Here is a 22,445-nt window from a genome sequence, read left to right as displayed (position 1 = left end):
ACCTCAGATTTCCGGCGTTTACGCAAAGAGAGCACCTAGCCGGAGACTTTGTCCGATAGGTGCCCTCTTTTATTCTTGATAAGTATAATCGTCTGTACTCTTTATTTTCCTTCCTTGATTGCATTCGCAGCATGCGCACCGCTCAGTCGACCGCTCGTCAGCGCGTATTGCACCGCACTGCCGGACATATAAACCTGATTATAAATGAAGCGGTTCGCTGATTCGCCGCCTGCATATAGATTCGGAATAACCGACCCGTCCTCCTTCAATACGCGGAACGCTTCGTCAACCTTTACGCCTCCGAAGGTACCCATCGTTTTAGGATAAAATTTGAAAGCATAGAATGGGCCTTTATCAACTGCTATAAGCGTCCCTTTCTCCTTGTTGAAGGCATCCTTACCCGAAACAACTCCGCTGTTGAAGGTATTTATAGTCCCCGCCAGTGCATCCGCCGGTACCTCCATGGCATTGGCCAGCTCCTGCAGTGTGCCGCCAGTGGCAATCTCATCGTTAGGCAACTTCCCTTGAATCGATTCGATGGTCTTCGCATTTGCTTCACTCGAATCGATCACCATCCATACCTGCTCATGGTTCACGACCTGGTTAGTCACAATAGCGTAATGGCTGTTCTCGTTAAAGAAGCGTTCGCCCTTTTCATTGACCAGAATCTTCGTCGTATCCCAGCTAAGTCCGCCCAATTCCTGAATGCGGCTGCCCATGCCCAGGCCAATAACCCACGGGTCTTCATACAGGGCTGCACCGACTTTCTCCGCCATCAAAATACCATCCCCGGTACTTCCTGCAGCTGCCGCACTGATATCCATATCTTCCGCGAACTGAGGCAAGAAACGCTTCAGCATTTCCTCGTTTTTGGCAAAACCGCCTGCGGCGATAATGACTTTCTTGGCATGAACGGTCAGCGTGCCTTCCGCATTCTCCGCCTTGACGCCAACAACGGCGCCTTGCCCATCCGTCAGAAGCTCAGTTGCTTTGGTCTCCAGCAAAATGTCGATTCCTTTCTCCCGAACGGTCTTCTCCAGATTGGAGATTAGCTCTGCTCCGCCCTTCTCCGGGAAGTGAAGACGCGCCACAGGATCCAGACCATAGCCCTCTACGCGGGCATATTTATGATTCATGTAATCCACCAGCCAATGAGTCGTATCTACAGCATCATCCATAAATTGCGTTACCCGGTCATAGTCAGGATACTGGCTGTCCGGATTGCTGGTGCTTTGGCGCTCTTTCCACAGCTTCATCCAGTCCTCAGGCGTATCCTTCACGCCGATCTCTTCCTGGAAGCGGGTGCCAGTCGCTGCAATTCCTCCGCCTGACAGCGCGGTGGATCCGCCGACATTGCCTTGCTTCTCCAGAACGATTACCTTGGCACCCTGTTCAAAAGCCGAACCGGCTGCTGCAAGCCCGGTGCCGCCTGCACCAATAATGACTACATCCGTAGACATTTCGCTATCCGTCTTGTCTCCTTCATTGACCGCAGCGGCTACTTTTAATGCATTGATGTCGCCGCCGGCCTGCTTCACGCAATCCTCAACCGCCGCCAAAATGGCATTAGAGGTATTGGTAGCTCCTGAGACAACATCCACCGCAAGCGTCTGACCTGTCACAATACCCTGCGGTATCTTTTCGATGGCCGGATCACTAATCCCTTGGGTTTCTTTATGATCCTTCACGGTAACCGATACAATCGCATCGGCATCAAATACAACCTCAACCGTAACGTCTCCGTTATTTCCCTTGGCGACTGCTGTATACGTTCCCGCTTTGTATACGCTGCTGCCGGATACTTCGTTGGCTGCCCTATTGCCTTCATCCCCCGAATTTCCGCAGGCTGCCAAGCTGAATACCAGCAGAGCGCCCATCATCACTATTAATGTTTTTTTCCAAATCCTGCTCATGATTGTTCTCCCCCTATTGCTGTGCTCAAGTTATAAGTTAAGTCTACAAAGTGGGGTGTTCACCAAGTCAATCTCGATTTGTGAAAAAAATAACTTAATAAAGCTGCCTTGATGTCCAAAACATGGGGTTGACCCTATGTTTTGAAAAGAACTATGAAATTCTATGTCTGGGCGGCCATATTTCCCGAGCGGCATTTATGAGGGCAGCTTCATAACTGCTGTTACTGTTCTTGATTCCGGCATAAAGCGTTAAATACTGATCCTTATCCTTCAAGGCCAAATATGGACTGCTATCTTTAACCGGTCCGAAGTCCTCCATATTTATCGAAGAAAAGTTCAGTTCTTCCATACTCCTGATGATCTCGTTCCGGCACAGATAATCCCTCGCCTCCATCGGACTATGGATTCCGCTTCCGCTGCGGACGCCTAGATGCCAAAATGCCCCGGCGAACAAGCCCTTAGGCTTCAGAAGCGGTGAAGCTACAGCAGGAAGGAACTTCTTCTCGGATAAAACATATCGGGTGTTCATGCCATGATTGACGATGATATCAACGGAACCCGAAGCAAGAGGAATCTGCTTCAATTCGCTGCACAAGAAGATAAAACGTTTCTCTCCATAATGCAGCTGCAGATTTTGCTTGAGCTCCCTCAGGCGGTCCAGATCCGTACTGAGCAGGATATAGGTGCACCCCTCGGGAATTTGTTCGATGTACTGCATTAGAAAGCGTCCTACGCAATGATCCAGCTCAAGGATATAATCCGAATGTCCGGCGTGCGCATGGATATAATTCATTAGAGTCGTAGTTCCGTTATACATAAAATTAATGTAATGCGGCGAGGTCGATTCCAGAAACTCCTGTTTCGACGGCATGTTCCGCTTCTTTACTGCATGGCGATCAATAAATATCCCGTCCTCGACGACCGCCTCATAACCGCATTCACAAAAGACGTCGGCTACGAGCAGCATGTGATTCTCGATGGTGCCTCCCGCGATATGCAGCTGGTTCTTGCAGGAGGGGCAGCACAGAATGGGGAGCGAGGCCAGAGGGAAGCCCATCACCTTTGGCTTTTCTACTTCCTCCCTGCTCAATTCCTGAATTTTATGCTTCAAAATGTTTTCAATCTCATTGAACTTCTGCAGCTTCTGATTCACCCGCGCTCTGTTCCGCTCCAGCAATGACAACAGAAACCGGCGGAAATCGTTCGAACGCTCCCCTTCCAGCCGGTTAAAGCATAGGATGGTCTGGATTTCACCTAACGTGAAGTCAAGCTCCTTCAGCATCATAATCTTTTGCAGATCACAGCAGTTATCTTCAGTAAAATAGTAATGGGAGCCTTGCTTCTCTACGACCAGCAATCCCAGATCGATATAATGGCGGATCGCATCCTGCGTAATATTGTTCCTTTTGGAGAACTCGCCGATTCTCAAGTCCATCCCTCCTTCGAATTGGATCAGTCCCGATGCATCTTCAACCGGAATGAAACCATTTGTGAAAAAAATCACTTTATAAAGCATGCTAATTCCTTTTTCTGACGCCGATCCCCTAACATCTTTTCTTCATCGTATCCGAACCTTTCGAGAGGTGCAATAGAATCTTTACACAGAAACCGAAGAAAGCAGCCGCAAAACCGGCTGCTTTCGAGGGGTATGGATTAAGGCATTTCAATTATTGCCTGGATAATGCCGCTGCCGCAACGCCTCATAGAGCAGCACGGACGCGGCCATCGCGACATTGAGCGATTCAGCCTGGCCTCGCATCGGAATGATGAGGCCGTCGTCCATAAGGGCGCGGACCGCGGGACTCAGGCCCGCGCCCTCGCTGCCGAACAGCAGCCAGGTCGGTCCGGTGAAATCATAAGCGAAGCAATTCACCGCGGCCTGCAGGCTGGTGCCGGCCAGGCGAATGCCGCGGCCCTTGGCCTGCGGCAGCAGCTCCTCCAGCTTGCCATGGATTACCGGCAAGTGGAACAGCGAGCCCATGGTGGCGCGCAGCACCTTGGGCCCGTAAATGTCGGCGCAGCCTGCGCCGACGATGACCCCATCCGCACCGACCGCGTCGGCGGTGCGGATGATGGTGCCGACGTTGCCAGGGTCCTGGACACCGTCGAGCACCACAACCAGGCCCGCAGCCGCCTCCAGCAGCGGCTGCGCGGAGCCCGCGTGTTTGCGCACGACCGCAAACACCGGCTGCGGCGTCTTCGTATCGCTGCACTTCGCGATAATCGCCGCCGAGACGCCGATCCAGTCCACATCGAGGCGTGCCGAAGCCGCGGCTGCAAGCTCTGCCGGGATTCCCGCCTCGAGCTCATAGCAGACGCATTCCACATCTGCGTCCGCTTCCAGCGCTTCCTTCACGAGGTGAATCCCCTCGAGAATATATTTGCCCAGCTTGTCCCGCTGCTTCTTCTCCAGCAGGGAGGACCATTCCTTGACCCTGGCATTTTGGGAAGACAAAATCTGCATCTCTTTATTCCATCCTTTATTCGAACAGGTTAGCTTTCCGAGTAAGCCAGCTCCAGTTTCTTCAGATCATTCTTTTCGCCGACGATAACCAGAATATCTCCATCCACAAGCCGGTCACTGGCGGACGGCGAAATATTCATTTTCGAGCCTTGCTTAATCGCCATGACGTTGCAGCCGAACTTGGCCCGGATGTTCAACTCTTTCAGATTCTGCCCAAGCATGGTTCTCGTCGCTCTCAGCTCGACAATGCTGTACTCCTCGGACAGCTCAATATAATCGAGAATATTCGGCGAGGTCAAATGATGAGCTACCCGCAGTCCCATATCCCGCTCCGGAAAGATCACCTTGTCTGCGCCGATTTTGTTCAGCACCTTGCCGTGCAGCTCATTTTGCGCTTTTACGACAATCAGCGGGCCCCCGATATCCTTCAGAATCAGGGTAGTCAAAATACTTGATTGTATATCCTCGCCAATGGCGACAACGACCACATCAAAATTGCGGATGCCAAGCGTGCGAAGGGCTTCCTCTTCTGTCGAATCGGCAGTCACCGCATGAGTTACCACATTGGATACCTCCTGCGTGCGCTGCTCGTTCGAATCCACGGCAAGCACGTCAAAGCCCATTCCGCTAAGCGCCGTAGCCACACTCAAGCCGAATCGTCCCATGCCGATTACAGCGTATTGTTTTTTTGCTGCACGTGCCATCTATTTACACCACCTGAACGACTTCATAATTGGAAAAAGGTTGTTCAAAAAACCGACTTTTTGAACTCGTTTGTTAAGTATATCATACCATGGTGCAAACTTGAATTTCCCGGGCAATTGCAGGGCACGCTATATAGCGGGCAACTACGATTTCAAGGAGGGTAACCGATGCCAATCATTATGGATTTGCGACAAGCCGTTATGCACAAAATGCACGGACAGGACGAGGCCGGACTTCATGAGATGATTGAGGGCTCGATCGGCGCTCAGGAAGCTGCTCTTCCCGGACTTGGCGTCGTCTTTGAGATGATGTGGAGAAACATCGATCCAGCCAAACAGGATGAGATTGTCTCTCTGGTGCATCACCAGCTCGAACAGTCGAATCTCCAGCCATTGAAATAAAGGTTTCGCCCGACCCCCGCAAAGCGGTACAGCGCATGTCCTCTTTGCGGGGCCCTTCTTGCATATCCATAAAAAACGCCTTCGAGCTGTGATATCGGCAGACGAAGGCGTTTATTATAAGTTTGGATATACATTTGGTTTAGCTGCTCCTTTGAAGAGAGCTCCTTACGGCGCAGTCTCCAGGAACTTCGCGTCCGGATTCTTCTCCATGGCCGTACGCATCGCGTACTCATTCTCGAACAAGACAACATAATTGCCCTTTTTGTCCTTCACCAATGTTGAATTAATCCGGAACTTGGACGGATCGACCTTATCGGCAACAATCCAGCGGGCGAATTGGAACGGCATGCGCTGAAGCTGAACATCCACGCCGTATTCTCCCTTCATCCGGTATTCGAACACCTCGAATTGGAGCTGTCCGACAACGCCCAGCAGCGTATCTTCGAAGCCCACCGTCGTGAACACCTGAATGGTCCCTTCCTCGGTCAACTGGTCGATTCCCTTTTGATACTGCTTATGCTTGAGCGCGTTCTTGACCGTAACCTTGGCGAATATCTCCGGCGAGAACGTCGGCAATTCATCGAATACGACCTCGCTGCTCTGGCTCAAGGAGTCGCCGATCCGGAAAATTCCCGGATCGAACAGACCGATAATATCTCCAGGATAAGCCTCCGACACGATATCCCGATCCTGGGCGAGGAATTGCTGCGGCTGAGACAGCTTGATCTCCTTGCCGGCCCGCACATGCTTCACGCTCATGCCGCGTTCGAACTTCCCGGATACAATACGCAGAAAGGCAATCCGGTCCCGGTGAGCCGGGTTCATATTAGCCTGAATCTTGAAGACGTAACCCGAGAACTTCTCGTTCGTCGGTTCCACGAGTCCCGAGGTACTGCGGCGGGGTTCCGGCTTAGGCGCAAGCTGCAGGAAATTCTCGAGGAAGGTCTGCACTCCGAAATTATTAACTGCACTGCCGAAGAAGACCGGGGTCAGCTCGCCGCGCTTTACCTTTTCAAGGTCAAACGGGTCTCCGGCCACATCGAGCAGCTCCAGATCCTGACACAATTGATCGTGCAAATATTCGCCGGCCATCTCGCGGATTTTGGGATCATTATAGTCTTCCACCTTGCGAACCTCGATCTTGGAGTGATCCTCTCCCTGGAACAGCTCCACCTGGTTCTTCATCCGGTCATAGACACCGCAAAGCTCCCGGCCCATCCCGATTGGCCAGTTCATCGGCACCGAACGGATGCCGAGCACCTGCTCGATTTCCTCCATCAACTCAAATGGACTCCGTCCTTCACGGTCCAGCTTGTTAATGAAGGTGAAAATTGGTATGCCCCGTTTCGCACAGACTTGAAACAGCTTGATCGTCTGTACTTCGACACCCTTCGCCACGTCGATCAGCATCACCGCGCTATCCGCAGCCGTCAACGTCCGGTAAGTATCCTCACTGAAGTCCTGGTGCCCCGGCGTGTCCAAAATATTAATCCGATGTCCGTTATAATCAAATTGCATTACAGAAGAGGTAACCGAGATTCCCCGCTGCTTCTCAATCTCCATCCAGTCGCTGGTCGCGTGCTTGCTTGCCTTGCGCGCCTTGACCGAGCCGGCCAAGCGAATCGCTCCGCCGAACAAGAGCAGCTTCTCCGTCAACGTCGTCTTCCCGGCGTCCGGGTGGGAAATAATCGCGAAGGTTCTTCGTTTATCTACTTCCTGCTGCAAATTATCCAATCCAGTGCTCATTCTCACTTTCCTCTCGCTTCACAAAGTCACAGCTTCTATTGTAACATATTTTCACTCCGCTTACGCAGAGACAATCGCTTATTTCCAGTTGGCTTGAATGAACTCATCCCGTCCGGACTGCTCGCGGTCCTCCTTATAATGCTTCGGGTTCTTCTTATGGTAATCCTGGTGGTAATCCTCAGCCGGATAGAAGGTCTTCGCCGGTATAATTTCAGTTACAATCGGCTTGTCGAAACGCCCGCTTTGTTCCAGCGCCAGCTTCGATTGCAGAGCTGCTTCCCGCTGCTGTTCATTATGGCAGAAGATTGCCGTTCTGTATTGCGGGCCCCGATCCTGAAACTGACCGTGCGGATCCGTCGGATCCACTTGAGGCCAATACAATTCAAGTAATCGCTCATAGGGAAAAATCGCCGGATCATACGTAATTTGTACAACCTCATAGTGTCCCGTCGTGCCTGTTTTTACTTCTTCATAAGTAGGATTTTCTTTGGTGCCACCCATATATCCCGATACAATGCCGCCGATACCCGGCAATTCCTCAAACGGCGTTACCATGCACCAAAAGCATCCGCCCGCAAAAGTCGCTAATTGCACTTCATTCACGTTCCTCTCTATGCGTTGCTCTTCTCCGCGGCAGCATCCGGTATTCATCCGGATCCGACCTGAGCAAGCTATTCTATGGACAGCATTTTACTCCAATTCAGGTGTGACAACAACCTGAGCATCAAAATGAAATTCGCAAAATATCCTCTATCTTGTCCAGGAAGCCATCACGGATAATAAAATCTATGTTACAATATTTTAGCCTGTTTGCAGGCAAGTGAGGATTGGAGGACCATCAAGAGATGAAACAAAATCCATACATAGCCGTGGAGGGTGCGATCGGAGCAGGAAAAACAACGCTCAGCACGATGCTTGCCCAACGGTTTGATTTTACATTAATGAAGGAAATCGTAGAAGAGAACCCTTTCCTGGACAAATTCTATCAAAACATCGAGGAATGGGCCTTTCAGCTGGAAATGTTCTTTTTATGCAACCGTTACAAGCAGTTGGGCGATACCCTGCTTAATCCGTCGCACGCCTACCAACCGATTGTCTCGGATTATCATATCTACAAGAACATGATTTTCGCCGAGCGCACGCTCTCCGGCGTTCAACTGGATAAATACCGGCAGATTTATCATTTGTTGACGGATGACCTGCCGAAGCCTAACCTGATCGTATACATCAAGGCTGATCTTGATACCCTGCTGCACAGAATTCAGAAGCGCGGCCGCGACTTTGAACAAAACTTCGATGCGGGATATCTGTCCCAACTGGTAGAGGACTACGAGACAGCCATCTCACATATTCGGGCACAAGAGCCGGATACGGTCATTATTACGATTGATGGCGATAAGCTGGACTTTGTTGAACGTCCGGAGGATTTCGAGCAGATCGTTGCCAAGATAAAGGAGCACTTATAGACGATGAGCCATGAATTTAACATTCCCAAAGATGCATTAATCACGGTAGCAGGTACTGTCGGGGTTGGAAAATCCACGCTGACCAATGCCTTGGCCGCCCGCCTCGGCTTCCGTACTTCAATGGAAAAGGTCGATACAAATCCTTATCTGGAGAAGTTTTATCATGATTTTGAACGCTGGAGCTTCCATCTGCAAATTTACTTCCTGGCCGAGCGCTTTAAGGAGCAGAAAGCTATCGTGGAGGCAGGCGGCGGCTTCGTGCAGGATCGTTCCATCTACGAGGACACCGGCATCTTCGCCAAAATGCACGCCGATCAAGGCACGATGTCCCTTACCGATTATGAGACCTACAACAGCCTGTTTGAGGCCATGGTCATGACGCCCTATTTCCCGCACCCGGACGTATTGATCTACCTGGAGGGCGAACTTCCATCCATCTTGAATCGTATCCGTCTGCGCGGCCGGGAAATGGAAATCCAAACGGACATTTCGTATTGGGAGCACATGCATCAGCGGTACGCCAAATGGATCAGTGAGTTCCATGCCTGCCCGGTACTGCGGCTGAATATCGATGAATACGATGCTACCGATGAAGCTGCACTGGACGAAATCATCCGCCAAGTCGCGAAGATCATTCAGGACTCAAGAGCGTTGCGGGCAATATAGCGAGAGGACGTCAATCGCGCGAGCTAGTATTTTTTACCCCGGTACCCCAGGTACTGGGGTTTTCGTTGTTATATAGAGCGAACATCGTAAGCTAGATGATCCGAAGAAACAGATAATAAATTAAGGACAAGATGTCCCAAAATCAGGAGCAGGATTGTTACATAAGCAAATCAAGTCAACGAGAAAGGAGGCAGAACGTGGACCGGATGGAAGCGGAGCAAATTGTAAAGGCCGTTAAGCTGGGAGACAAGGAAGGCTACGGACGGCTGGTTGAAGCTTATCAGCAGCGGATCTTTCGCTATTGTTTTCATATGCTGGGACAGCTTCAGGAGGCGGAGGATGTAACGCAGGATGTGTTCATCAAAGGATTCGAACGGCTTGATCAGTACCAGGAGGGGACTTATTTCGGAGCGTGGTTATACAAAATCGCTTATCGCGAATGCCTGAACAAACTGAAGCGGGCAAAAACCTATGAGCGTCTAATCCGTCTTTTCGCGGGGACGGTCCCTGGGGCGGAACCGGATCAGGAACCTGAAGCAGAATACAACGCTGAGCTTCGTCAGACGATGCTGCGTCTGAAGCCGGAGGACAGGCATATTATTTTGCTGCGGATTGTGGAGGAGAATCGATTCGAGGATATCGCGGAACAGCTCAATATGAGCTATGCTGCAGTCCGTAAAAGATATGAGCGTGCGAAGCGAAAACTTAAAAACGGTATTTCTGAAAGGGAGGGCGAGACCGATGAACAAAGCCGAAGTCTTTCCTGCTGAAGAGCGGGAACTGCAACGGATATTCAACGAGACCAGATTGCCTCAAATTCAGTTAAAGGCTCGGGTATTGAAAGAATTAGATACGACAAAAAGGGTTTTCCCCGCGAGGGCTAACGGATTTCGTTCCAGACGGCTTCTCACCTCGATCAGTATGATCGTATTTGTAATTGCCTTGATCGGTCTTTTGTCCATTTTCCCGGCTTCGGCGGAGCAATTGCGAAAAATTCCGGTCATCGGCAAGGTGTTTGAGGGGAATATATTTGATTTTGCGGGAGATAGCGGAATCGTAATAGGGGAAGAATCTGGGCTTACTTCAGATGTAAATGAGGAAGCCAAAGATCAGGGAGTCACGATTAAGCTGCAAAATGTTCTGTATGACGGCGCAAGATTGTCTATAGGTTATGAGGTGGTTTCAGAGCAGGCGGCGAATTTGATGTTCTTGGAGAATGTCAAGGTCAGCGTCAACGGTATATTTCGTCCCGATGCCAGGCTAAGTGCGAAACCGCATCTTATTGATGACAAACATGCGGCCGGAATTATAACGATCGATTTGGATGAACCTCAGAAGGAGGATCGCTTCGAGCTAGAGCTTCTTATCGGCGGCGTGAGCGGCATGAAAGCAGGAAATCCATCGGAAGTCAGCGGCGAATGGAGCTTTAAGGTAAACGTCGAAAATCGCGTTGCGGACAGCGAGTATATTTTGCTTGCAGACGGTTATTCAGCGAGTTGGCATGGGGATCGGCTCCGGTTAACCGGATATTTGGCTACTCCGGCAACAACGAAGCTGGACTTTTTCTATACCGGCAATACCGACTGGCTGGGCTTCCAGCTTAAAGATGACAGAGGAATGCTGATTGAAATGTTGGACATATCGCTGACCGTTGACAAAAAAGGAATGGCGAAAGGGACCGTGCGTTTTGCCCCGCTTGCTCCCGGTACGACAAGGGCAGAGATTACGCCCTTTAACTGGTTGGTAGGAAATAAAGATGCAGAGAAAGTTACCACCAAGCTAACACACGATTATCCGATTGTCTTGTCACAGGGAGAGGCTGGAGAAATTGTTGTGCAGAACGTCGAGTTTATGCAAGATAAAACACTAATCTACTACGAAGTGAAGGGCAAGAGCCCTTATATGCAATATGCCTCACTGTGGCTAGAGACACCGGACGGTCAACTGCTTATCTCGGATAACGGGAAGCGTACCCGGGTAAGCGATACTGCCTACGAATATATATTGGAGTATCCGCCGCTGGATGCATCGCAGCCTTACTTCCTCAGCACAATGCCCCAGACGGATCTCGAGCTGCAAGACGAGCTTGCGGTAAGCTTTGCGATTCATAATAAATAGGCGAGCAGAGCTCCATTAAAATCCACCCCCTAGAAATCATCGGATAACCTAAGCGGTTTCCAATATCTATTCTAGGGGGTGGGCTTAAGAAAACAGGTCCTTTGAAATTATATTCCCAAGGCAGCCAACAATTTGTAGACCATTGCAGCAGCTTCGCCTCTCGTCGTTGCTTGGTCCCCGCGGAAAGCGCCGTCCGCGTAACCGCTCAGGATGCCGGCGGACAATGCCTGATCAATTGACGGCTTTGCCCAGCTTGGAATGTCCGAAGCGTCTCTCAGTTCAGGAACATTGCCCGTCACGATGTCGGCGTCCACTCCAGAGAGCTGCAATGCTCTTGCCGTCATAACGGCTGCTTCCGCTCGCGTCACTGTGCGCATCCCCATGAAGCTTGTCGTCCCGGCTTCCTCATATCCTAGAATCAGGCCCGCTTCAACGGCAGCTGCGACGTGCGGCTGCGCCCATGACGGGATATCTCCGTTATCTGAGAAGTTTGTGTTGCCGGAGGCAGCTTCAAGACCTAAAGCCGAAGTCAGCAATTTCGCAAATTCAAGCCTTGTTACAGTCTGTTCCGGACGGAAGCTTCCGTCCGGGTAACCAGCTACGACATTCATCCCCTCAAGGCGATGGACATAGCTTGCTGCCCAATGATTATTCATATCCTTCATCCCTGCCGGTTCATAGGCAAAGACGGCAAACTTCGCAGAGCGTCCAATCTCCGTGCGAATCGTTCCTTCTTCATGAACGGTACCGCCGATGAAGATCCAACGCTTCTGGCTCTCATGGTAATAGTACACAGCCGGTTGGCTTCCCGGCTTCAATTGCTTGGCATCATAGATGAGAGAAAGCTCGAGCGGCTTAAGAAACCGGCCGCCTGTCGTATTGGACAGTTCGAAGATGCGGCTGATAGCTTGCATTCCGCCATTCGCAGGAACTTGTTCCGGTTCAATAACCTCGATCCGAACGATCCCCGCCTCCGACACGGCGCCCGCAGGAATCTGAATTCTCACTTCGCCTTCCAGCTCCAACAATGTGCTTTCTCCCGGATTCACGTCCGTTTGCTGTTCCCTGCTCCCGGATGCCGGATCGGTATCTTCTACGACCGGTGTTCCGCCCGTTTGACCGACTTGACCGGCAGAACCTCCGGTTTCGGAAGAACCCCCCTTCCCTGCAACCATCACCCGGCGCACCGCTTCTGAAGCCGCATTGCCCGCCTGGTCGGAGACATGGTAGCGCAGCGTATACGTGCCGACCTTATTGGTGTCGACGTCGCCCGTCACCATGATCTCGCCTACAGGACCGATATTATCAGTTGCCGTTGCGCCTGGCTCGCTATAAGTACCGCCGAGCGGTACAGTAACGTTGGGAGATCCTTTTAATGTTATGATTGGCTGCGTCTTGTCGATGCTTACGGTCAATGCTGCCGTATCCGTTGGATGTCCGGCATCGTCGATAGCATAATAGCGGAGGGAATTGCGTCCCTCGGCGGAAATCGCAATCGGGCTGCTATACTCATGCCATGTATCGCCTTCATCCAGGCTGTAGAATACATTGGCTTCATCCTGCCCTTCGCCTTGCAGACGCAGAGTGACAAGCACGTCTGACACGTACCAGCCATTGCTGCCGGCTTGGCCGGATACTTCAGCCTTTACCGTCATAGCAGTATCGCCCTCCATCAGCATCCCTGATACATCAAATCCAGTCAAGGCATTGTAGGTCGCCTGAATTCCATCCGTATAAAGCCCCGTCTGAGCCGGTGTGTTCACGAAAGGATCCTCGGCGTTGAAAATCAGATTGTTGTTCACCCAAACATAGATTTTCCCCTTCGACCGAACGACCTTATAGAAGTTCTGCGCACTGATCTCTTCATGGAGAACGAAGGAGAACGGACGGTTCAACTCCGAAGGAACGCTGAGTCGAAGTTGGTCAGTCTTTACATGATCCTGAAAATCAGCGATATGGTAATCGCCTTTTCCCTTATCCTGATACGTGAACGGTACGTCGCTCCACCCGCCCATCCAGCTGCCAAACCCGAAGTCCGGAGAGTTCGATTCAGGAAGCTCAAAGGACTTCTCTACATACTGGAACGGACCATGGGTCCACAGAATCTTGGCCGACGAAACCTCCGCTTCTCCGCGCAGATCGTACACATACTCGCGCTGGCCGTCCTCCTCATAATTGCTATGTCCATAAATCGTATCCCTGGCTGCTGAAGCAACGGCCATGAGCTCTTCTTGCCCGTCTACAACCTTGCGAAGCTCGAATTGCTTTGTAGCGTAATTCGTACTTGCTGTTACATAGTTCTGCTCATCAATATACTCGAGAATCACGCCCGCTTTGCCCGATGACGGCAAAGCACCCGTATTCACGTTGACCGAAAATTCATGTTCAAGCATCCGATCGCCTTTGGCCGTGAGTGCTTCCCTGGCCGCCGGTGATTGCAAGCCCTGGTCAGACACCTGCCATGCAGCATCCCAGCCATCCATATAAGTTCCATATTCGCTCAAGCCGGTCGTCAGGGTCACGTTATCCACCCGGACCTTCGCTTTGTTACTGATCAGGCCAACCTGACCTGAACCAGCCATTGCCTCATGCTCAAATACCGGACGATCGTCATTAAGCATATAGTGATCGAGCTCCGCAAACAATTTGAACCCGTTCTTATATACCTTAAGCGAGTGGTAGGATTCCGCAAAGTCCGCAGCACGCGGGTCATCCTGCAGGAATGCAAACGTCGAAGGCAAATCAGCTTCGGAAATGTCTGCAGCTCCGTTGATGCGCGACACGATAACAAGCTTCCGGTCATCGCGGTCGATCAACAGATTCACGTAGTTGTCCTCATCCTGATGCCATACCACCATGCCGGCCTGACCCTCTTCTCCGAAATCATTCTCGTCGAATCGAAGATTAGCCTCCATAAAGAAGTTCTCCGCTGCGTATCCGTTCAGCAGCACCCGCTTTGATTCGCCAGGCGCATTGAAATACAACGCCCCGTCATCGATAGATACATCCGCTTCCGGGATATCATAATGCTGCAAGCTTGACACCGAATCGAACCGGTCCTGGAACGTCGGCGTCCAGGCATCCGGATGGAGGCCTTCGGAATCGAAGGAGGTTGGACCATCAACGACCATTTCCTGATCCCAGAAATAGACGCGATCTTTACCTTGTCCTTCATTACTGTTCCAGAATGCCTTATAAGTAACCCAGGTCTCGAACCCGTTCGGCCCCTTAATAACATTCGGTTGAGACGGTCCGACAATGTCCGATTCGACCGGATGTCCGTTCGTATCGTACAGACCGAAATCCAGATGGTAAAAATTCAATGCAGGTCCGCCGTTCGTACTGATCTCCACGGAGATCACATTCTCCCCTGCCTGCAACAGGTTAGCGGGAACCTCAATCATTTTGTAAGCCCGCTGCTGACCGTTGAATGCGAAAAATTCCTCGCCGTTCACATACAGCTTCCCGTAGCCTTGCAGACGGTAGCGCAGGACGGTCGTCTCCGGTACCGTATCAAGCTCGAAAGAACGCTTGGCCCAAATAGAGGCAGGTCCGTTCGGATGAGACCAAATCTCGGCTGCTGTCTTTTTTCCGTCGTTATAAATGCTCGGAATCTTCGACCGGTTCTCTTCCGGCCAGCCGAAGCCGCCTTCTCCGGACACCCAGCCGTTCTCGTCAGATCCGGTGTTGTTCCACCCTTCCTGAGGCTCATCGAAGGTGTATTGATACGGCTGACTTCCGTGCTCCGACGTCGGCAGAAGCACGCGGTATTTGAGGATTAACTCCTCGACATTGCGGGCCAGCAGCTTGCCCGGATATTTGGTATCATTCGTGAATGTATCGTATTGGCCGGCTTGCGCCACTCCTGTCTCATAAAGACCTGTTTCCGGGAACATCTGATTCGCCGCATATAGCATATAATACTGTCCGTTATGGTAGTAAAGCTCCCCTCCTTCAAAGTTGAAGAAGTTCAAATTACCCCAGTGGCCCTTCTGCGTAGTCAGCGTCTCGACCGCCTGGCTGCGGCCAGGATTTCCATGCTCGTTGAAGAAGGATTCCACCTTCCAGACCCATAGGCCGGCACGTCCCGGCTTTGCCGCACCCGTATTCGGATCTACTTCGTCCGGATTGACCTTGCGCTGGAAGACCAAGTCTCCGTTATGCGCGACGAATAACTGAGGATCAATTCCCGAGTCATATTTTTTATCCCAAAAACTATTCCGGAAATCGGGCGTTGTGTTCAGTGTGTTCGGATCCCCGTGCAGCAAAGAGGTGCCGTTGAAAGTATAGAACATAGCCCCGTTATGATAGAGCAAATCGGATGCCCCTAATTCCTTGTAGTCAGCCGGATTTACCAGCGGAGGAGCATTGCTCGGATCATTCGAAATCATCATGTAAGGACTTTCCCAATGAATCATATCCTTGGAACGATACACATTTCCCAATGTACCGGTTCCCATTGCATAGTAGTAGCCGTTATACTTCTCGATCGTTCCGTCGTAGAGGGTGGCCTTCTTGCCTATCTCCGATCCTGAATCGACACGGAACATGTTATCTATTTCGTTAATAGCGAATGCATTTACCGTAACCTCGCTGTTAGCCGTCAAGCCTCCATCCTCGGTTACGGCCGAGATGGTCGCGGTACCCGTTCCGACGGCTGTCACTCTGCCGCTCGCATCGGCAACGGCCACGGAAGAGTCGGAAGACGACCAGGCGATGTTAAGATTCGATGCGTTCTTCGGCAAAATTTCAGCCGACAACAGATGTGTTCCGCCCACCGCTAATGTAATCCTGGGGTGGTTCAGAGAGATTTTCTCGGCCTGTATGCCCTTGACGGTGACATTCACAGAATCGCTACGCCCCCCATCCTCTGTGGTTACAGTGATCGTTGCGGTTCCCGGCAGAAGCGCCGTAACGACGCCCGATTCGTCAACCGAAGCTATGGACGGACTATCGGAAGACCATCTGACATGCTGATTCGTTGCATTTTCCGGTGTGAACGTCAGCGTCAGTGCCTGCGTTGTACCCACCACGATTTCCGCATCGGCAGGCGCAAGTTTTACCCCTTCAACCGGAATGCTCGCAACGGTGACATTAATCCTAGCCTCATGTCCGCCATCGACAGTCTTGATGGTGATTTCTGCCGTTCCCTCCGAAATTCCTTGCACGGCTGCCTTCAGGGTGCCGTTCGGCGTGACCGTCACAACGGATTCATCGCTCGAGGTCCAGATGACATTCTGATTCGTCGCATGCCCCGGTAGAATCAGTGCTGCAAGCTCCTGCGTGAGGCCCTTTCCAATCGTCATCTCCGTACGGTCCAAGGTTACGCTGGTCGCAGATACGGCTCCAACGATAGGCTCGGTGGCAATATGATAGAATCGCACATCATCCATGACCCCATTGAAGTAGCCCCCGCCATCTCCTCCAAAAGCATCGATACTGAATCTCGCACCGATCGCTCCTTCATTGGCCGCAGCGGCGACTTTGGAGTAGGACGTCTGCGTCTCCCCAGCCAATTGTCCGTCTAGGAAAAGCTTGAACGTGCCGTTATCGAAAGTAACTGCGGCATGATGCCATAACCCTGCATCAGTCAGAGCTTCGGAAAGAGTAAACGCTTTGCCCCCGCTCACAATTGCAGTCTCGAGCTTCCCTTCATTGATTTGAATCGCCATTCCTGCCGCGGTTCCTCCGCGTTCGAACAGCACTTGCCTGGTGGTCAGGTCATTTGGCTTGAACCACATTGCGGCAGTAAATTCAGAGAACTCATCCCTCAAATAAGGATCATTTGTCGTATTGAGTTGAATGATGTCCGACCATCCGTTGAAAGAAAAGCCGCCCCCATCAATCCCTCCGTTCGGCAGCCAGGTCCCGATAGCGCTTACAGAATGATGGTCATTACCGGAGGAGTCCTCCGCAACAGTTCTGCCGTTGTGATTGAAAGGTGTATCAAGCTTGTACCTGGCTTCCAGTCCATCAAAGGGAATAGTAACCCACTCCGGAAGAACGGTAATTTCGCTCGCAGCCATGTAGCTCCCGTCCTCGGTCAACACCGTAACCGTCGCACTGCCTGCATTTTTCGGTTCCACAACCGCCTGTGCCGGGCCGTAAACGGAGACCGTCACTACAGTCTCATCGCTCGAACTCCAAGTAACATTGCGATTCGTTGCGAACGTTGGTTGAGGAGACGCAGTAAGGTACACAGCCTCGCTGACCGTTGTAGTCATCTGGGTCTTGTCCAGGCTGACCCCGCTCACATGGATCGATGGTAAAATTGCGGTCTCATAGAATCGCACGTCATCCATCATCCCGCTGAACCAAGCCCCGCCATTTCCCCCATTGAACGCATCGACCCCTAATCTTGCACCGAGGCCCCCTTCGTTAAGTGCCGTGTTCACTTTAGTAAACGGAGCAGTTGCTGTATCAGCGACTTCTCCATCCAGATAAAGCTTGAATACCCCGTTGTTGAACGTAAGCAGGACGTGATGCCAAGAGGCTGTATCCGTAAATGGGGTCGATACGATCTCCCTCACATCGGCGCTTGCAACCGCGGCTTCCAGTCTGTTCGCATTCAACTGAATCGCTAAACCGGACGTATTCCCTCCGCGCTCGAACAACACCTGCTGGGTTCTCGTATCATTAGCTTTAAACCAAAAGGATACGGAATGCTCCGTGAATGCGTCCTTCAGGTATGATCCGGCCGCAGCAGAGCCTAAATTCAGCTGGACCAAATCGGTGACTCCGTTGAACGACAGAGCCCCGCCATAAACCCCGCCTTCCGGAACCCACGTACCAACCGCGCTGATCGAATGATGTGCATTGCCTGAGGAATCCTCTGCAACCTGCTTATTGTCATAGTCGAATGGCGCATCCAGCTTGTACCAGGCCATCAATCCTGGTTCTGCAGCGCTTGTCTCCAAAGCATAACTCTTTCCTCCCGGAATAGCGCTGCTTACAAGCGCCGCAATGAGAACGAACACGAAAAACTGTCGAAAGCTCTTGCCCAATTTGCATCTCCCCTTCGTTTTATTTCTGTAAACCAGATACATCTGCCAATCACTTCATAAATGCCGGACTAGCTCTCTCAAGCCCATTTTCGTATCTTTTCGTACCTCCTCTCGCTCAAAATACCTCTATAAAAGTAAGCGCTTCCAAATTAACATTATAAGCTGTTACTTTCTCTTGGCCGCTCCAATAATATGACCTATAACTCTAAATATTTGACTGAATGGAACCGCACAGAATCCCGGCGGACTTTTGTTCTGATCTGAAAAAAGACAGCGACAGCCTCAGACGAAAGATAGACGTCCCGGACTGCCGCTGTTTGATTAAGTTAATATTGGGAGCAGACGCGCCCGCGTAGGGTGCGACCAAAGCGGCTCCACCGGGATTCTAATCGATGCCGGATTTCAATCCACGCACCGCGTAGAGTGCGACACAGATACCTTTACTACATTGTTCGCGAGTTCCACTTCAATCCACGCACCCGCGTAGGGTGCGACCCGACTGTCTGCCATTGACCCACTGTACCATATTCCATTTCAATCCACGCACCCGCGTAGGGTGCGACTCGGATGTGGCACCGTTACATGGAGATCTTAGTATTTCAATCCACGCACCCGCGTAGGGTGCGACAAATAAATACAGCTGGGATTTGGTATCCTGGTAATTTCAATCCACGCACCCGCGTAGGGTGCGACGCTAGTTGATCCGATTCCCTATATATCCAGCGTCGAATTTCAATCCACGCACCCGCGTAGGGTGCGACCTGAGCTTGAGTCAGACCAGCTGCTTCTCGGCAGATTTCAATCCACGCACCCGCGTAGGGTGCGACCATATATAAGCCCTAAAGATTGCCCCCATGCGTTATTTCAATCCACGCACCCGCGTAGGGTGCGACTCCGATTTTTAACAGAATAAGGGTGTTATCCGGCTTAATCGGCCTTCTTGAGCCCTTATACCATCAAAAATCGTTCAGATAATTGTATATTTTTACATATAATCAAATGAAAGTAACTTATTTTGGTGCGAATCCCCTAAGGAAATCATGTTCGCTTCACATTCGCACCAGCCTATTTTATGCTATTTTGGCCGTTAGAGAATCAGTGGGCCCTCCAGATCAAGAGATGATTTCGTACCAACATGCTCTATCTTGTTCTTGTACTGGTTACCCAATTGGTAGAAGCGGATACTATCCTGCTCCGGGTCAATGAGTTCTAGCAGACGTAGTCTCAAGGATGTCCATTCGGCGGCATCCACGATGCATTCAAACACAGAGTTTTGCACCCTTTGCCCGCAGTTCAGGCAAGTCTTGGCCACCTGTCGCAATCTGCGCTGCCCTGCCGAATCCGTTGTGCTTACATCATAAGTGATAAGTACCAGTATGATTCATACACCTACTTCCAAAGAAATGGCGGGTATTCATCCAGATCACCGCGCAAATACCTGGCGAGCAACAAAGCCTGTACATGTGGCAGCAACCCCCAGGAAATGTTTTCACCGAGATAGGGATGCTTGATCTTCTCTTGCTTGCGATTCTGCCAAGCGGACAGAAAGGTTTTGCGGCCTTCGTCCGTCAGCAGCACCGCCCCATTCTCTTTATGAACGAAGTCATCGGCACTAACAAGCCTTTTATTGATGAGTGACAACACAAATCGATCCGCATAAATGCCCCGTAGCTCCTCCATAACATCAAGCGCTAACGAGGCACGTCCAGGACGGTCACGATGCAGGAACCCCACGTAAGCATCCAGCCCAACCCCTTCCAATGCTGAAGCCATATCATGAGCCAGCAAGGTATAAGCCAGAGATAACATGGCATTCACCTTATCGAGCGGAGGGCGGCGAGAGCGAGTATGAAATTGAAAGTCCTCTTTCTGCTGCAAAATCATATGATCCCACAGCTTATTATAGCTAAGTGCCGCTTGTCCCTCTAGCCCACGCAAGCGTTCTAGATCATCGCATTCCCAAATGGCGTCCATGGTGCCAGATAACTGGGCTGAAGCCTCTTTGAACTGGTCCACATCAACACGTAGCGGGTAATCCCGTGTCATCCGTTCCAGCATCCATTTGTGGTTATATATTTATTTCCTTTACTCGCACCGATCACTCTGGCAGAAATCTTCCATTCATCGTCATAAAGGCAATGGCTATATTCCGCTCCGCACAATATCCTATATTTCAATCCACACCCCCGTACGGGGAGTGACAAGGCTACACTTCATTCCAAATTCATCGGTTAATTATTTCAATCCACACTCCCGTACGGGGAGTGACAATTGTTGAGATTTACTTTGGGGATGGCCGAGTAATTTCAATCCACACTCCCGTACGGGGAGTGACACCTATAAGGACATTAATAAGTCCGGGTGGTACATATTTCAATCCACACTCCCGTACGGGGAGTGACCATGGACCCGGAAAATGTATGGAACATCGAGTTTATTTCAATCCACACTCCCGTACGGGGAGTGACGTAGAGCGCACGGACTTAAGATGCATGATGCTGCGATTTCAATCCACACTCCCGTACGGGGAGTGACCCGCAGCATGTCTGAGTCGTGATTAGCCTCAATGATATTTCAATCCACACTCCCGTACGGGGAGTGACACGTCGGCCTACCGAATAAGGCGATGCTCGCCGGATTTCAATCCACACTCCCGTACGGGGAGTGACCCCAAGATGGAAGGAAGGCTTTCCAGTGCTACGTTCATTTCAATCCACACTCCCGTACGGGGAGTGACTTGTAACTGCTGGTACATCAGCAGCTTACTACACATTTCAATCCACACTCCCGTACGGGGAGTGACATCGACAATCAGGAGATACCCCCGATCGGTGTTATTTCAATCCACACTCCCGTACGGGGAGTGACTCCGGCCAGATCTTCAGGTTATGGGCGTACATCATATTTCAATCCACACTCCCGTACGGGGAGTGACGAAAATATGGATTTCATACTCGACGCTTTGAGCGATTTCAATCCACACTCCCGTACGGGGAGTGACCGGTCTACGCCTTCAATATTGTAAGCCTCAAGATAATTTCAATCCACACTCCCGTACGGGGAGTGACCGAGCGTAGCGGTATGACTGTTGAATCTGCTGCGATTTCAATCCACACTCCCGTACGGGGAGTGACGATACCTACCTTCGTCCAAGCCGCTTCACCCTATGAATTTCAATCCACACTCCCGTACGGGGAGTGACCGAGATCCGGAGAACATGTATACGGAGGAAGAATATATTTCAATCCACACTCCCGTACGGGGAGTGACAATAATCATGTATTTAAAATCTGTCAAAAATACAGATTTCAATCCACACTCCCGTACGGGGAGTGACCAGTTGGACATGCTGAACCATTCTCTTTATGTCGCATTTCAATCCACACTCCCGTACGGGGAGTGACCGTTCGGGCGCAGTTTGCAAATGGATCCTCTGGAGATTTCAATCCACACTCCCGTACGGGGAGTGACTGGCCCCAGAAAAAGGCTTATCCCAAAAGGGCTCCGAGGCTTAAAAGTGCGAACCTCAATAACTGACCGTTTTTCTTGGGTTAATAATTGTAGGAAAAGCCCGAAAAGCCACCTGTAGCAACGGGTGCGAACCTCCTAGGGAATTCATGTGAGCTTGGGGTTCGCACTTTTTTTACCTAGGCTTGCTAAAGTAACAATACCCCTTCCGGATCGTATCCTTCTTTAGCTCCGACATGTTCTACTCGCTTCTTCCAGTTTGCTCCGAGAAGATAGTATCGCAGACTGTCCTTCGCAGGGTCCATTTCTGTTTCAAGCTTCTGTTTTAACTGCTTAAATTGCGTAGGATCAACTAAACATTCAAATACGGAGTTTTGGACTCGTTGGCCGTAATTTAGGCAGTGTTTAGCTATTCGGCGCAATCGTCTTCTGCCCTCCGGTGTAGCTGTTTCAACATCATACGTAATTAACACCATCATTTGCTTCTCCTCCTA

General features: G+C 51.0%; 14 protein-coding genes, 1 pseudogene and 1 CRISPR repeat array. Of the genes and pseudogenes, 5 read left to right on the top strand and 10 right to left on the bottom strand.

The annotated features are described in order from the left end of the window. Positions 1–101 precede the first annotated feature (101 nt). From KQJ23_RS15885 to KQJ23_RS15870, 4 genes are all read right to left on the bottom strand, one after another. Positions 102–1,913, bottom strand: coding sequence for an FAD-dependent oxidoreductase (locus KQJ23_RS15885; protein ID WP_216479864.1), 1,812 nt, complete (start codon positions 1,911–1,913; stop codon positions 102–104). A 151-nt stretch (positions 1,914–2,064) separates the two neighbouring features. Beyond that, a complete protein-coding gene (locus KQJ23_RS15880; RefSeq protein WP_216479863.1) occupies positions 2,065–3,429 on the bottom strand; it encodes a MerR family transcriptional regulator in 1,365 nt (454 codons plus the stop codon). Positions 3,430–3,576: 147 nt separating this feature from the next. After that, positions 3,577–4,377 carry a TrmH family RNA methyltransferase gene (locus KQJ23_RS15875; protein ID WP_216479862.1) on the bottom strand — a complete coding sequence of 267 codons (801 nt, stop codon included), beginning with the start codon at positions 4,375–4,377 and terminating at the stop codon, positions 3,577–3,579. Positions 4,378–4,406: 29 nt separating this feature from the next. Beyond that, the gene (locus KQJ23_RS15870) at positions 4,407–5,081 is read right to left on the bottom strand and encodes a potassium channel family protein (protein ID WP_216479861.1); all 675 of its coding nucleotides are present in this window, start codon (positions 5,079–5,081) and stop codon (positions 4,407–4,409) included. A 168-nt stretch (positions 5,082–5,249) separates the two neighbouring features. Here KQJ23_RS15870 and sspI point away from each other — a divergent pair, with 168 nt between their 5' ends. Next, positions 5,250–5,483, top strand: a complete 234-nt coding sequence (gene sspI, locus KQJ23_RS15865) for a small acid-soluble spore protein SspI (protein WP_216479860.1) — start codon at positions 5,250–5,252, stop codon at positions 5,481–5,483. 165 nt (positions 5,484–5,648) lie between these two features. Here the strand turns inward: sspI and KQJ23_RS15860 are convergent, their stop codons facing one another. Together KQJ23_RS15860 and msrA are read right to left on the bottom strand one after the other, a co-directional pair. Continuing rightward, positions 5,649–7,229: a peptide chain release factor 3 gene (locus KQJ23_RS15860; RefSeq protein ID WP_216479859.1), complete on the bottom strand. Its 1,581-nt coding sequence runs from the start codon at positions 7,227–7,229 to the stop codon at positions 5,649–5,651. 78 nt (positions 7,230–7,307) lie between these two features. Beyond that, the gene (gene msrA / locus KQJ23_RS15855; protein ID WP_216479904.1) at positions 7,308–7,823 is read right to left on the bottom strand and encodes a peptide-methionine (S)-S-oxide reductase MsrA; all 516 of its coding nucleotides are present in this window, start codon (positions 7,821–7,823) and stop codon (positions 7,308–7,310) included. Between the two features lie 251 nt (positions 7,824–8,074). Here msrA and KQJ23_RS15850 point away from each other — a divergent pair, with 251 nt between their 5' ends. The 4 genes from KQJ23_RS15850 (at position 8,075) to KQJ23_RS15835 (ending at position 11,479) form a co-directional block, all read left to right on the top strand. After that, positions 8,075–8,695 carry a deoxynucleoside kinase gene (locus tag KQJ23_RS15850; protein ID WP_216479858.1) on the top strand — a complete coding sequence of 207 codons (621 nt, stop codon included), beginning with the start codon at positions 8,075–8,077 and terminating at the stop codon, positions 8,693–8,695. A gap of 3 nt (positions 8,696–8,698) precedes the next feature. Next, entirely contained in the window at positions 8,699–9,361 is a 663-nt protein-coding gene (locus KQJ23_RS15845; protein WP_216479857.1) for a deoxynucleoside kinase, read from the top strand. Positions 9,362–9,567: 206 nt separating this feature from the next. Beyond that, positions 9,568–10,131 (top strand): RNA polymerase sigma factor, encoded by a 564-nt coding sequence (locus KQJ23_RS15840; RefSeq protein WP_249529820.1) that lies wholly within the window; start codon positions 9,568–9,570, stop codon positions 10,129–10,131. Further along, positions 10,103–11,479: a DUF4179 domain-containing protein gene (locus KQJ23_RS15835; RefSeq protein WP_216479854.1), complete on the top strand. Its 1,377-nt coding sequence runs from the start codon at positions 10,103–10,105 to the stop codon at positions 11,477–11,479. Before KQJ23_RS15840 ends, KQJ23_RS15835 begins: the two co-directional genes overlap by 29 nt. Positions 11,480–11,586: 107 nt before the next feature. Here the strand turns inward: KQJ23_RS15835 and KQJ23_RS15830 are convergent, their stop codons facing one another. The 4 genes and pseudogenes from KQJ23_RS15830 to cas2 (KQJ23_RS15815) all read right to left on the bottom strand — a co-directional run bounded on the left by KQJ23_RS15830 (position 11,587) and on the right by cas2 (KQJ23_RS15815) (position 22,430). Further along, positions 11,587–18,483 (bottom strand): Ig-like domain-containing protein, encoded by a 6,897-nt coding sequence (locus tag KQJ23_RS15830; RefSeq protein ID WP_216479852.1) that lies wholly within the window; start codon positions 18,481–18,483, stop codon positions 11,587–11,589. Positions 18,484–19,570: 1,087 nt separating this feature from the next. Beyond that, positions 19,571–19,861: a CRISPR-associated endonuclease Cas2 gene (gene cas2 / locus KQJ23_RS15825; protein WP_071784238.1), complete on the bottom strand. Its 291-nt coding sequence runs from the start codon at positions 19,859–19,861 to the stop codon at positions 19,571–19,573. 11 nt (positions 19,862–19,872) lie between these two features. Then, positions 19,873–20,653: pseudogene (gene cas1, locus KQJ23_RS15820) on the bottom strand (CRISPR-associated endonuclease Cas1); the annotation flags it as partial. Beyond that, positions 20,654–21,954: direct repeats of the CRISPR family, unit length 32 nt; unit sequence ATTTCAATCCACACTCCCGTACGGGGAGTGAC. 185 nt (positions 21,955–22,139) lie between these two features. Then, a complete protein-coding gene (cas2, locus tag KQJ23_RS15815; RefSeq protein ID WP_216479850.1) occupies positions 22,140–22,430 on the bottom strand; it encodes a CRISPR-associated endonuclease Cas2 in 291 nt (96 codons plus the stop codon). Between the last annotated feature and the right edge of the window lie 15 nt (positions 22,431–22,445).

Source organism: Paenibacillus brevis (assembly GCF_018919145.1).
Lineage (GTDB): Bacteria > Bacillota > Bacilli > Paenibacillales > Paenibacillaceae > Fontibacillus > Fontibacillus brevis.
This window is presented reverse-complemented; position numbering and strand designations above follow the sequence as displayed.

What these genes read in the sequence shown, in the direction of transcription:
- KQJ23_RS15845 (WP_216479857.1), top strand. Translation starts at nt 8,699, where the DNA reads ATGAGCCATGAATTTAACATTCCCAAAGATGCATTAATCACGGTAGCA.
- KQJ23_RS15885 (WP_216479864.1), bottom strand. Translation starts at nt 1,913, where the DNA reads ATGAGCAGGATTTGGAAAAAAACATTAATAGTGATGATGGGCGCTCTG.
- KQJ23_RS15870 (WP_216479861.1), bottom strand. Translation starts at nt 5,081, where the DNA reads ATGGCACGTGCAGCAAAAAAACAATACGCTGTAATCGGCATGGGACGA.
- KQJ23_RS15860 (WP_216479859.1), bottom strand. Translation starts at nt 7,229, where the DNA reads ATGAGCACTGGATTGGATAATTTGCAGCAGGAAGTAGATAAACGAAGA.
- KQJ23_RS15850 (WP_216479858.1), top strand. Translation starts at nt 8,075, where the DNA reads ATGAAACAAAATCCATACATAGCCGTGGAGGGTGCGATCGGAGCAGGA.
- cas2 (WP_216479850.1), bottom strand. Translation starts at nt 22,430, where the DNA reads ATGATGGTGTTAATTACGTATGATGTTGAAACAGCTACACCGGAGGGC.
- KQJ23_RS15840 (WP_249529820.1), top strand. Translation starts at nt 9,568, where the DNA reads ATGGAAGCGGAGCAAATTGTAAAGGCCGTTAAGCTGGGAGACAAGGAA.
- KQJ23_RS15875 (WP_216479862.1), bottom strand. Translation starts at nt 4,377, where the DNA reads ATGCAGATTTTGTCTTCCCAAAATGCCAGGGTCAAGGAATGGTCCTCC.
- sspI (WP_216479860.1), top strand. Translation starts at nt 5,250, where the DNA reads ATGCCAATCATTATGGATTTGCGACAAGCCGTTATGCACAAAATGCAC.
- KQJ23_RS15880 (WP_216479863.1), bottom strand. Translation starts at nt 3,429, where the DNA reads ATGCTTTATAAAGTGATTTTTTTCACAAATGGTTTCATTCCGGTTGAA.
- KQJ23_RS15835 (WP_216479854.1), top strand. Translation starts at nt 10,103, where the DNA reads ATGAACAAAGCCGAAGTCTTTCCTGCTGAAGAGCGGGAACTGCAACGG.